The sequence below is a fragment of the Sulfitobacter sp. M13 genome (genome assembly GCF_053474885.1).
In genome coordinates, this window is the sequence record NZ_CM130281.1 from 3,284,150 (window position 1) to 3,295,326 (window position 11,177).

Annotated in this window: 10 protein-coding genes; 5 read left to right on the forward strand and 5 right to left on the reverse strand. The window is 57.5% G+C overall.

Going from position 1 to position 11,177, the window contains the following annotated elements:
* Positions 1-249: 249 nt before the first annotated feature.
* A complete protein-coding gene (locus tag ACVBAU_RS15905; protein ID WP_448327150.1) occupies positions 250-1,389 on the forward strand; it encodes a phosphoserine transaminase in 1,140 nt (379 codons plus the stop codon).
* An 81-nt stretch (positions 1,390-1,470) separates the two neighbouring features.
* The gene (serA, locus tag ACVBAU_RS15910; RefSeq protein ID WP_448327151.1) at positions 1,471-3,066 is read left to right on the forward strand and encodes a phosphoglycerate dehydrogenase; all 1,596 of its coding nucleotides are present in this window, start codon (positions 1,471-1,473) and stop codon (positions 3,064-3,066) included.
* A 139-nt stretch (positions 3,067-3,205) separates the two neighbouring features.
* On the opposite strand, the gene tdh is transcribed toward serA, so the two are convergent.
* From tdh to ubiE, 5 genes are all read right to left on the reverse strand, one after another.
* The gene (gene tdh / locus ACVBAU_RS15915; RefSeq protein ID WP_138924951.1) at positions 3,206-4,249 is read right to left on the reverse strand and encodes an L-threonine 3-dehydrogenase; all 1,044 of its coding nucleotides are present in this window, start codon (positions 4,247-4,249) and stop codon (positions 3,206-3,208) included.
* Positions 4,246-5,433, reverse strand: coding sequence for a glycine C-acetyltransferase (locus ACVBAU_RS15920; protein WP_093734388.1), 1,188 nt, complete (start codon positions 5,431-5,433; stop codon positions 4,246-4,248). The genes tdh and ACVBAU_RS15920 overlap by 4 nt, the downstream gene beginning before the upstream one ends.
* Before the next feature lie 106 nt (positions 5,434-5,539).
* Positions 5,540-6,106, reverse strand: coding sequence for a helix-turn-helix domain-containing protein (locus tag ACVBAU_RS15925; RefSeq protein WP_138924949.1), 567 nt, complete (start codon positions 6,104-6,106; stop codon positions 5,540-5,542).
* 45 nt (positions 6,107-6,151) lie between these two features.
* On the reverse strand, positions 6,152-7,684 hold the full coding sequence (ubiB, locus tag ACVBAU_RS15930; protein WP_138924948.1) for a 2-polyprenylphenol 6-hydroxylase: 1,533 nt from the start codon (positions 7,682-7,684) through the stop codon (positions 6,152-6,154).
* 3 nt (positions 7,685-7,687) lie between these two features.
* Positions 7,688-8,440: a bifunctional demethylmenaquinone methyltransferase/2-methoxy-6-polyprenyl-1,4-benzoquinol methylase UbiE gene (gene ubiE, locus ACVBAU_RS15935; protein ID WP_138924947.1), complete on the reverse strand. Its 753-nt coding sequence runs from the start codon at positions 8,438-8,440 to the stop codon at positions 7,688-7,690.
* A gap of 88 nt (positions 8,441-8,528) precedes the next feature.
* Between ubiE and mutM the strand changes: the two genes are divergently transcribed.
* From mutM to rpsT, 3 genes are all read left to right on the forward strand, one after another.
* Positions 8,529-9,380 carry a bifunctional DNA-formamidopyrimidine glycosylase/DNA-(apurinic or apyrimidinic site) lyase gene (gene mutM / locus ACVBAU_RS15940; protein WP_448327154.1) on the forward strand — a complete coding sequence of 284 codons (852 nt, stop codon included), beginning with the start codon at positions 8,529-8,531 and terminating at the stop codon, positions 9,378-9,380.
* A 65-nt stretch (positions 9,381-9,445) separates the two neighbouring features.
* Positions 9,446-10,222: an enoyl-CoA hydratase gene (locus tag ACVBAU_RS15945; RefSeq protein WP_093734393.1), complete on the forward strand. Its 777-nt coding sequence runs from the start codon at positions 9,446-9,448 to the stop codon at positions 10,220-10,222.
* Positions 10,223-10,390: 168 nt separating this feature from the next.
* On the forward strand, positions 10,391-10,654 hold the full coding sequence (rpsT, locus tag ACVBAU_RS15950; protein ID WP_093734394.1) for a 30S ribosomal protein S20: 264 nt from the start codon (positions 10,391-10,393) through the stop codon (positions 10,652-10,654).
* The last annotated feature ends 523 nt before the right edge of the window (positions 10,655-11,177 follow it).

Sequence of the window (11,177 nt, forward strand, 5' to 3'; positions counted from 1 at the left end):
CGTCTTTCAACAAGGGAATCATAGCTCCCCTCGGTTTGACACAAGGGAATGAACACTTGATTAATTCGGCCGCTAAACAGCCCGGGGGGCGCCGCCTATCGGAAACAAAGACACCTTCATCGTCCATTTATCCTGCATTTGCGTCAAACTGGCGATATTTGAGGACTTGTAGCGACCCTGATCGCCGCGTATCCAAGTCAGTGGGACACCCTTCCCCAACGAAGGGCGCTTATCTGAAAGGGTAGCTAAATGGCTATTACGACACCGACCTCGCGGCCTACGAATCCGCGTTTTTCTTCTGGCCCGTGTGCCAAACCCCCTGCTTATGACCTGGCGAAGCTTGCGAGCGCGCCATTGGGACGCAGCCACCGCGCAGCGCCCGGCAAGGCAAAATTGCTTGAAGCAATTGAAACCACCCGTGAAATTCTAGGCGTACCTGCTGACTATAGAATTGGCATCGTTCCCGCTTCCGACACCGGTGCGTATGAAATGGCGATGTGGTCGCTGCTTGGCGAGCGCCCTGCAGAAATGGTCGCATGGGAATCATTTGGCGCGGGCTGGGTTACGGATGCCGTAAAACAGCTCAAGATCGAGCACACGGTACATACAGCTGATTACGGTCAAATTGTCGATATGTCGGCGTTGAACTATGATCATGATGTATGCTTCACTTGGAATGGGACCACCTCTGGCGTGCGCGTTCCAACCGGCGATGTCATCCCATCCGACCGCAAGGGATTGACCTTGTGCGATGCAACGTCCGCTGCTTTCGCAATGGATTTGCCCTGGGACAAACTGGATGTGACAACATTCAGCTGGCAGAAAGTTCTGGGTGGCGAAGCCGCGCACGGGATGCTGATCCTCAGCCCTCGGGCTGTCGAACGGCTTGAAAACTATACGCCTGCATGGCCACTTCCTAAGATTTTCCGCCTGACCAAAGGTGGCAAGCTGATCGAAGGTATTTTCAAAGGCGAGACAATCAACACGCCTTCCATGCTCTGCGTTGAAGATTATCTGCTGGCCTTGGATTGGGCGAAATCCGTGGGTGGACTGAAAGGTCTGATCGCGCGTGCCGATGCCAATACGGCAGCCATCACAGGATTTGTGGAAACACACGATTGGATCGATTTCTTGGCGGTTGATCCGGCGACACGGTCGAACACATCAGTATGCCTGAAGTTCAATGACGACCGGATCAAAGACGGCGCAGCCTTCGCAAAAGCTGTGGCCAAACGTCTGGCTGACGAGGATGTAGCATTGGACGTCGGAGCTTATCGCGATGCTCCTGCCGGTCTGCGCATCTGGTGCGGCGGCACCGTCGAAGCCTCTGACATCCAGGCGATGTTACCCTGGCTTGAATGGGCTTTCGAAGCTGAAATCAACGCCTAATTTGCGGCTCCCCGCCTAGCATTTTTGTTGGGCGGGTGGTTAGCCCACGCCCCCATTTTATTCAAAAAAGGAGCGCCACTCATGGCCCCCAAAGTGCTTATTTCCGACAAACTCTCGGACGCCGCAGTTCAAATCTTTAAAGACCGTGGCATTGACGTCGATTTCCAACCCGACCTCGGCAAAGACAAAGATAAGCTCGCCGCCGTGATCGGCGACTATGACGGGCTCGCGATCCGGTCCGCTACGAAGGTAACTGACAAGATTCTCGCAAACGCTACCAACTTGAAGGTAATCGCGCGGGCCGGCATCGGGACGGACAACATCGACAAGGATGCGGCCTCGAAAAAGGGTATCATCGTGATGAACACCCCCTTCGGCAACATGATTACCACTGCTGAACATGCGATTGCAATGATGTTCGCCGTCGCCCGGCAAATCCCCGAAGCGTCGGCCTCCACGCACGCGGGCAAATGGGAAAAGTCCAAGTTCATGGGTGTTGAACTGACAGGAAAGACCCTTGGCGTGATTGGCGCAGGTAACATCGGTGGTATCGTTTGCGACCGCGCGCGTGGGCTCAAGATGAAAGTTGCCGCCTATGACCCCTTCCTGAGCGAAGAAAAGGCACAGAAGATGGGCGTCGAGAAAGTCGAGTTGGACGACCTGCTGGCCCGCGCCGATTTCATCACATTGCACGTGCCCTATACCGACCAAACCGCCAACATTTTGTCGAAAGAGGCGCTGGCGAAGACGAAAAAAGGTGTGCGGATCATCAACTGCGCCCGCGGTGGCCTTGTTGACGAAGAAGCATTGGCAGAAGCGCTGAAATCCGGCCATGTTGCCGGCGCAGCCTTTGACGTCTTCAAAGAAGAGCCCGCGACCGAGAACCCGCTGTTCGGCCTGCCTAACGTCGTGTGCACGCCCCACCTTGGCGCGGCGACAACCGAGGCGCAGGAAAACGTTGCCCTTCAAGTCGCCGAACAAATGTCTGACTACTTGCTGACCGGTGCGGTCACCAACGCGTTGAACATGCCTTCGGTCACCGCCGAAGAGGCAAAGGTCATGGGCCCATGGATCACATTGGCCGGTCACTTGGGTGCCTTTATTGGCCAGATGACTGACGAAGCCGTTAAGGCAATCAACATTCTGTATGATGGTCAGGTCTCGGAGATGAACCTGAACGCGCTGAACTGCGCGGTCGTGGCGGGCATCATGAAACGTGCCAACCCAGATGTTAACATGGTCAGCGCCCCTGTCGTCGCACGGGAAAAAGGCATCCAGATCAGCACCACCAACCAAGATAAATCTGGTGTGTTTGACGGTTACGTGAAGGTCACGGTTGTTACTGAAAAACGGGAACGTTCGATCGCGGGCACCGTATTCTCGGACGGGAAACCACGGTTCATCCAGATCAAGGGCATCAACATCGAAGCCGAAGTTGGCGCACATATGCTCTATACAACCAACGACGACGTGCCCGGTATCATCGGCACATTGGGGCAGACCCTTGGTGCGCATGACGTCAACATTGCGAACTTCACGCTTGGCCGCTCCACCGCCAAGGGCGAAGCAATTGCATTGCTCTACATTGACGGACCGCTGCCCGAAAAAGCGCTAAAAGATCTGCGCGATACAGGCCTATTCAAGCAGGTCAAAGAGCTCGAATTCGAAGTCGCCTAAACCCGACCTTATCCCTGAAACACAAAGCGCCCCCGGCATCGGGGGCGCTTTTTTTGTCTGCTTCCAAATGACCTAAATCCCGGGGAAGCAGCCAAAGGCTGCGGGGGCAGCGCCCCTTCTTAGCCGACCCGACGATGCATCACGCGCCGGTCCAGTCCAGCACGACCTTGCCCGACGCACCCGACCTCATCGTCGCAAATCCGGTTTCGAAATCATCTGCGTCAAAGCGGTGCGTGATGATCGCACTGACATCCAGCCCGTTTTCTAGCATGGCGATCATTTTGTACCAAGTTTCGAAAATCTCGCGGCCATAGACGCCTTTGACCGTGATCGCCTTGAACACGATGCGCGACCAATCCACAGGGGATTTTCCGGGCGGAATGCCCAGCATCGCAATCCGCCCGCCCATGGTCATCGCCTCGACCATCTGGTCAAGCGCGGTCTGATTGCCCGACATCTCCATCCCGACGTCAAAACCCTGTTTCATCTTGAGACGCGCGATGACATCCGCGAGGTCTTCTTGACGCACATCGACAGGCACGACGTCCGCGACCTTGGCAGCCAGTTCAAGGCGTGCGGGGTTCACATCCGTGATCACAACATGGCGGGCACCGACATGGCGCGCGACCGCGGCGGCCATGATGCCGATGGGGCCTGCGCCGGTGATCAACACATCCTCGCCCACCAGATCAAAGCTCAGCGCGGTGTGGACCGCATTGCCAAGCGGGTCGAGGATGGCACCGATATCATCGGAAATTGTATCAGGCAGCGGCACCACGTTGAACGCGGGCAGCCGTAGGTATTGCGCGAACGCGCCTTGCTCGTTGACGCCGATCCCGCGGGTGGCGGGATCAAGGTGGAATTTGCCCGACCGCGACTGGCGTGAGGTTTTGCCGATGAGGTGCCCCTCGCCCGAGCACCGCTGACCGATGCTCAGATCAGTGACATTGCGCCCCAGCTCTACGATCTCTCCGGCGAATTCATGGCCCGTGATCAACGGGACAGGTACGGTTTTTTGCGCCCATTCGTCCCAGTTCCAGATATGAATATCGGTCCCGCAGATGCCGGTTTTGTTCACCTTGATCAGCACATCATCCGGCCCGATCTCTGGCACAGGCGCGCGGGTCATCCACAGCCCCTCACGCGGCTCGGACTTGCACAGCGCTTTCATTTGGTTGCTCATGACAGAACCCCACAGGCTTTGCCCGCGACTTCAAAAGCGGCCAGCGCGCGATCCAGTTCATCGCGTGTCAGCGCGGCGTTCATCTGGGTGCGGATGCGGGCTTGACCACGAGGCACCACCGGAAAGAAGAATCCGCTAACATAGACGCCTTCCTCGAACAGACGCGCCGCCATATCTTGTGCCAACTGCGCTTCGCCCAGCATCACAGGGATAATCGGATGTTCGCCAGGTAGCAGGTCAAAGCCCAGTTTGGTCAGTCCCTCGCGCCAGTATTTCGCGTTTTCGAACAGTTGCTTGCGGCGGTCGTCACCTTGCTCGACCAGCTCCAGCGCCTTGATCCCCGCCATGACAATCGACGGCGGCAGCGAGTTCGAAAAAAGATAGGGGCGTGCGCGTTGGCGCAGCAAATCGATCACCGGCTGCGGCCCTGCGATATAACCGCCAATGGCCCCGCCAAGCGCCTTGCCCAACGTGCCCGTCAGAATATCAACATCGACGCCAAAATGTGCGGGCGTGCCCTCGCCCTTGGGGCCCATGAAGCCTGTCGCGTGGCAGTCGTCGACCATCACGAGCGCTTCGTATTTCTCGGCCAGTTTTGTGATTTCAGGCAGTTTGGCCAGATAGCCATCCATACTGAAAACGCCATCTGTTGCGATCATGATAAACCGCGCGCCTTCCTCGCGGGCGAGCTTCAGCTGCCCTTCAAGGTCGTCCATGTCAGAATTGGCATAGCGGTAGCGTTTGGCCTTACACAGGCGGATGCCGTCGATGATCGACGCGTGGTTCAGACTGTCCGACACAATGGCGTCTTCGGGTCCGAAAAGCGGCTCGAACAGCCCACCGTTGGCGTCAAAGCAGGCGGCGAAGAGGATGGAATCATCCTTGCCAAGGAAGGCCGCCAGCTTTTGTTCAAGCTCGCGGTGAATATCCTGCGTGCCGCAGATAAAGCGAACCGAGGCCATGCCAAACCCCTTGGGGTCCATCGCGTCGCGGGCAGAGGCAATCAAGTCGGGGTGGTCCGCCAGCCCGAGGTAGTTGTTCGCGCAAAGGTTAATGACCTGACGCCCGCCCACCGTGATCTCGCCTGATTGCGGCGAGGTGATCATGCGTTCTTGCTTCATCATACCGTCTGCGGCGATGCCGGACAGGGTGGCGTTGACGTGATCTAGATACGCTTGGGTCATGATAAAACTCCTTTTCACAGGCGTTCTACCATAATGGATGCATTTCCGAAATAGAGGAATTCCCCTATAGCGGATTTTTTCCTATATTGTGGATTAAGATGTCGATCTAGGCGTCCTGCACCACTAGAAACGCCCGTACAGGACCATCCGTTGCAGCGATCCGGTGCGGCACGTCGGCTGGATAGCGCGCTGTATCACCTGCGTGGACTGTGCCGACGGCCTCCCCGCTGTGCAGCTCTACCGTGCCTTCCAAGACTGTCAGGTGTTCGCGTGCACCCCGCGTATGGGGCTGGCTGTCCAGCATACCGCCGACGTCAATCAGCAGTTCATAGACTTCGTGTTTGCCCGCCTCTTCAGGTGGCGAGAGGATGCGGATGCGGCAGCCGGAGCCGAGGTTATTGATCGTTGGCACCTCTGCGGCCCGTAGCACTTCGATCTGGGCAGGGCTCGGGGCGCTGTCCAGCAAACCTGCAAAATCCACCTGCAAGGCGCGGGTCAGATTCCACAAGGTTGCGATGGTAGGGCTGCTTTCGCCGCGCTCGATCTGGCTGACCATGGACCGCGACACGCCTGACAGCTTGGCGACCGCATCAAGGCTCAGACCCTGTGCGGTGCGCGCGGCCTTCAGGCGGGCGGGAAGTTGCGTCAGTATAGCGTCTGGATTATCCGTCATGCCGGATAGATGGGCCGCAGTGTGCCCTGCTGTCAATGGCAGGCGCTAGCTGAGCGCCTGCAAAACCGCAATAATCCCCGTTGCGGTCCCTGCGCCCACAATCGCCGACAGGATAATCCACCGCCGGAAGGCCGGACGGGGCGGCGGCGTTTCTTCCTGCTGCCGGATCAACGCACTTTCGACCAGCGCAGGCAACCGCGGGCCGAAACGTGCGAGCACCATCGCGGTCTTGCTCAGGTCTTTGATCACTGCGCGTGGACCGATGGATTTAGAGATGTAATCCGTCACGATAGGGTTCGACACTTCCCAGATGTTGATATGCGGGTTGAGCGAGCGGGCGACCCCTTCGACGACCACCATGGTGCGCTGCAGCAAGATCAGCTCGGTCCGCGTCTCCATCCCGAAGCGTTCGGTGACCTCGAACAGATAGGTCAGCAGCCGCGCCATCGAAATGCGGGTCGCGTCCATACCGAAAATAGGCTCCCCCACGGCGCGCAGGGCACGGGCGAATTCGTCGACGTCTTTGTCGGCAGGCACATAGCCCGCTTCGAAGTGCACCTCTGCCACGCGTTTGTAATCTTTGCGGATAAAGCCAAACAGGATCTCGGCATAAACGCGGCGGGTGTATTCGTCGATGTGGCCCATGATGCCGAAATCATAGGCGATGATATCCCCGTTCGGTGCGACCTTAAGATTGCCCTGATGCATGTCTGCATGGAAATACCCGTCGCGTAGCGCGTGGTTCAGGAACAGCTGCAATACGCGATCGCCTAACGCGACACGGTCGTGACCCGCGGCGTCAATCGCATCGTTATCCCCCATGGATACGCCATCGGCCCAGCCCAGCGTCATCACACGGCGGGCGGAATATTCCCATTTGATCGCAGGCAGTTGGAACCCTGCGTCGCCTTTGGTGTTCGCGGCAAATTCAGACGCGGCAGAGGATTCGAGCCGCAAATCCAGCTCGCCCCGTACGACGCCATCGAAATGCTCGATCACCTCCATCGGGCGCAGGCGGCGCGATCCGGGAGAGAAGAGTTCAACCATACGCGCCGCCAGATAGAAGGCATCGACATCCTTGCGGAACGCTTTCTCAATACCGGGGCGGAGCACTTTTACGGCCACGTCTTCTTGGGTCTCGGCGATGGTAGCGCGGTGCACCTGCGCGATAGAGGCGGCGGCGACAGGTTCGCTGAACTCAGAGAAAATCGCACTGACCGGCAGGCCCAACTCTTTCTCGACTTCGGCCTTGGCCTGTTCGATCGAAAACGGCGGCAGCTTGTCTTGCAATACGCGCAGCTGCACCGCCAGTTCGTCGCCCACGACATCGGGGCGCGTGGACAGCACCTGACCGAATTTGATGTAGGCGGGGCCAAGCGCGGTGAGCGCACGGGTGGCGGGTGGCATCGCCGGATCGCCAGCATAGCCCAGAAACTTGAACGGCTTGCCAAGCGCCTTGGCGACGAACCGCAAGGCAGGAGTCGCGTCAAAAGCGTCGAGCACGACATTCATCGCGCCGGTCCGCTCCAAAGTTGCACCGGTGCGGATCAACCGCCAGATATTGTGAGGTCCGCGCATGACTTAAATCTTCCAACCAGAATGAAGCGCCGCAATGCCCAGCGACAGGTTCCGATATTTCGCCTGCCCGAAGCCCGCGGTGCGTAGCATACCTAGAAAGGTCTCTTGGTCGGGGAAATTGCGGATCGATTCGACAAGGTATTGATAGCTGTCACGGTCGTTCGCGATCATCTGCCCCATGCGGGGGATGACGTTAAAGCTATACAGATCATAGGCTTTTTGCATCATCGGATTGGGCAACTGGCTGAATTCAAGCACCATGAGACGCCCGCCGGGCCGCAACACGCGGTAGGCTTCGTTCAGGGCCTCTTGGGGACGGGTTACGTTCCGGATGCCAAAGCTGATGGTATAGACGTCAAAGCTGTTGTCCTCGAACGGCAACGCCATCGCATCGCCGACAACCCAATCAAGACTGTCCGCCATCGCTGCTGCCTCGGCGCGCTTGCGCCCTGCGACCAGCATCGGTTCGGTCAAATCCAGCACAGTGGCATGGCCCGTTCCCGCGCGGCCCAGAAACTTGAACGACACATCTCCCGTGCCTCCGGCGACATCCAGCAGCTTTTGTCCTGCACGCGGGGCCAGCCAATCCATCATCGCTTCTTTCCAGACGCGGTGGATGCCGACGCTCATCACGTCGTTCATGATGTCATATTTGCTTGCCACAGAGTTAAAGACACCCTGCACGCGTCCGGCCTTGTCGCCTTCGGCCACGGTTTCAAATCCGAAATGAGTGGTTTTGTCGCTGTCGTTTGTCATGGGGTCTTGTAGTCCTTTGATCTGCACCTTTGTTATAGGGCGCGAGGGGTCAGGTACAATGCGCCCTTTTGTCAGAAGGGAAACAACCATGCCTGAGTTGCCAGAGGTCGAAACAGTACGCCGCGGTTTGTCCCCCGTGATGGAGGGTCAGGTGATTGCCCGCGCCGAGGTGAACCGCCCCGATTTGCGCTGGCCTTTCCCCCCAGATATGGCCGCAAGGCTGACAGGACAACGGGTGACCCAGCTGCGCAGGCGGTCAAAATACATTCTGGCGGATCTATCCTCGGGAGAATCGCTGCTGGTGCATCTGGGAATGTCCGGCCGGATGCTGATCTCGGGCGATCCGTTGGGGCAATTCGTGCATGACCACCCCGCCCCCGAAAAACATGATCACGTTGTGTTTCATATGGGCAACGGTGCGCGGGTGACATTTAACGATCCGCGCCGTTTTGGCGCGATGGATCTTTTGGATACGGCCAGTGCCGACAGCCACAAGCTGCTGTCGGCCATCGGGCCAGAGCCGCTTGGCAATGATTTCCACGAGGCGCACCTGATTGGCGCGCTGAAAGGCAAGAACACCCCGATCAAAACCGCTCTGCTGGACCAGCGGATCGTGGCGGGGCTGGGGAATATCTATGTCTGCGAAACACTTTACCGCGCGGGCATCCACCCGGCGCGCAAGGCGGGGCGCATATCAGCGGCCCGTGTTGGCGGGCTGGTCCCGATCATCCGCGACGTCCTGAACGCAGCGATCACGGCAGGTGGATCGACCTTACGCGATTTCAAACGCGCTGACGGAGAGTTGGGCTATTTCCAGCACAGCTTTGACGTGTACGGGCGCGAGGCGCAGCCCTGCCGCACCCAAGGCTGCGACCATCAGATTGCCCGCATCGTGCAGTCCGGGCGCTCTTCCTTCTACTGCCCGCAATGCCAAAGATAACTTGAAACACCCCGTCCCCGTGGTATGCACATCTTTCAAAGCGTAACAAACGAGAGCATTCTTTGATGGCTTATGAAACGATCACGGTCGACGTCGACAACCACATCGCGCTTGTCACGCTGAACCGTCCTGACGCAATGAACGCATTGAATGACCAGCTGATGACAGAGCTGGCCGATGCATTGAAATCGGCTCAGGAAAACGAAAAAGTCCGCTGCATCGTGATCACCGGCTCGGAGAAGGCCTTTGCCGCCGGTGCCGATATTGCCATGATGCGCGACAAAAGCTTTGTCGACGTCTTTGCCGGTGATCTTTTCACCCCAGAGACCGACCAGATCATGCGTGTGCGCAAACCCATCATCGCTGCCGTGTCGGGCTATGCCCTTGGCGGCGGTTGCGAACTGGCGATGATGTGTGACTTTATCATCTGTTCGGAAAGCGCCAAGTTCGGCCAGCCCGAGATCAATCTGGGCGTTGTCGCCGGCATTGGTGGCACCCAGCGTCTGACCCGTGCGATCGGCAAATCCAAAGCAATGGATATGAACCTGACGGGCCGCTTTATGGATGCAGCCGAAGCAGAACGCGCGGGCCTTGTGTCACGTGTGGTTCCGGTCAAAAAGCTGATGGAAGAAACGATGGCAGCCGCGGCAAAGATCGCCGAGAAATCCATGATCTCGACCATGGTGGTCAAAGAGGCGGTAAACAGGTCCTTCGAAGTGCCGCTACGCGAAGGTCTGCTGTTTGAACGCCGCGTTTTCCATTCGCTGTTTGCAACGGAAGATCAAAAAGAAGGCATGTCCGCCTTCCTAGAAAAGCGCGAAGCACAGTTCCGCGACAAGTAAATAGCTTTGCGGGTTTGCATTGCGCGTCGGGGTGGACTATAGGCAACCCCAATACATGCGCGTGCAGCCCGCTCTGGCTAGAATCACCTTATCGGATATTGGTTCCGGTCCTTGGGTTTGTGTCGCGTATTCGCAATTTGAACATACCCAAGATGAAGGCTGATCCTCATGGCAAATACACCTCAGGCAAAAAAGCGCGCCCGTCAGAACGAAGCACGTTTTCAAATCAACAAAGCACGTCGTTCGCGCATCCGTACCTTTCTGCGTAAAGTAGAAGAAGCCATTGAATCCGGTGACAAAGAAGCCGCAACAGCCGCCCTGCGCGCTGCTCAGCCTGAGCTGATGCGCGGTGTGACCAAAGGCGTTTTCCACAAGAACACAGCGTCGCGCAAAGTGTCGCGCCTGGCGTCGCGGGTCAAAGCACTGGGCTAAGCCCGACTGACACCACGTCAACATTAAAATCCGAAAGGCACCGTTTTTACGGTGCCTTTTTTTTGGTGTCGCACTCGGATCACGGGAATGAGATTCTTTTGCACCAATCTCTGAGTCAAGTTTGAAGATGTGTTGTAACAGTCCAACCGAGATTGCTAACAGTATCAAACGCGATTCACTTCGCTTGGGGGGACAGGCCCGAACGGTTCGAGATATTTGCTAGGATATCGAACATCCGTCGGGGAAATTTGGATGGCCTTGCTAGAGGCCACCTGACGTCTGCAGATGCTGCTGCCAGCACATTTGCCCTGTCTTTTGTATACGACGAACGGTGTGTTCGGCAGCGACGTTGGGCGATTTTCATCGCCAACGCACGCGTCAGACGCGCCCTATGTAAAAATGTCCGAAGGACGACAGGCCGGTTTTCTGTGTGGGACCGGGTGAGCGGTCTATTGTCTTTTGGTACGGCAAAAAAGCGTTTCCGCATGAGCTGGGACGATCAAAGAATGGGACGGCAGGGCGC

Excerpts from the sequence above, each read along its gene's own strand:
- ACVBAU_RS15905 (WP_448327150.1), top strand. The coding sequence starts at position 250 with ATGGCTATTACGACACCGACCTCGCGGCCTACGAATCCGCGTTTTTCT.
- serA (WP_448327151.1), top strand. The coding sequence starts at position 1,471 with ATGGCCCCCAAAGTGCTTATTTCCGACAAACTCTCGGACGCCGCAGTT.
- tdh (WP_138924951.1), bottom strand. The coding sequence starts at position 4,249 with ATGAGCAACCAAATGAAAGCGCTGTGCAAGTCCGAGCCGCGTGAGGGG.
- ACVBAU_RS15920 (WP_093734388.1), bottom strand. The coding sequence starts at position 5,433 with ATGACCCAAGCGTATCTAGATCACGTCAACGCCACCCTGTCCGGCATC.
- ACVBAU_RS15925 (WP_138924949.1), bottom strand. The coding sequence starts at position 6,106 with ATGACGGATAATCCAGACGCTATACTGACGCAACTTCCCGCCCGCCTG.
- ubiB (WP_138924948.1), bottom strand. The coding sequence starts at position 7,684 with ATGCGCGGACCTCACAATATCTGGCGGTTGATCCGCACCGGTGCAACT.
- ubiE (WP_138924947.1), bottom strand. The coding sequence starts at position 8,440 with ATGACAAACGACAGCGACAAAACCACTCATTTCGGATTTGAAACCGTG.
- mutM (WP_448327154.1), top strand. The coding sequence starts at position 8,529 with ATGCCTGAGTTGCCAGAGGTCGAAACAGTACGCCGCGGTTTGTCCCCC.
- ACVBAU_RS15945 (WP_093734393.1), top strand. The coding sequence starts at position 9,446 with ATGGCTTATGAAACGATCACGGTCGACGTCGACAACCACATCGCGCTT.
- rpsT (WP_093734394.1), top strand. The coding sequence starts at position 10,391 with ATGGCAAATACACCTCAGGCAAAAAAGCGCGCCCGTCAGAACGAAGCA.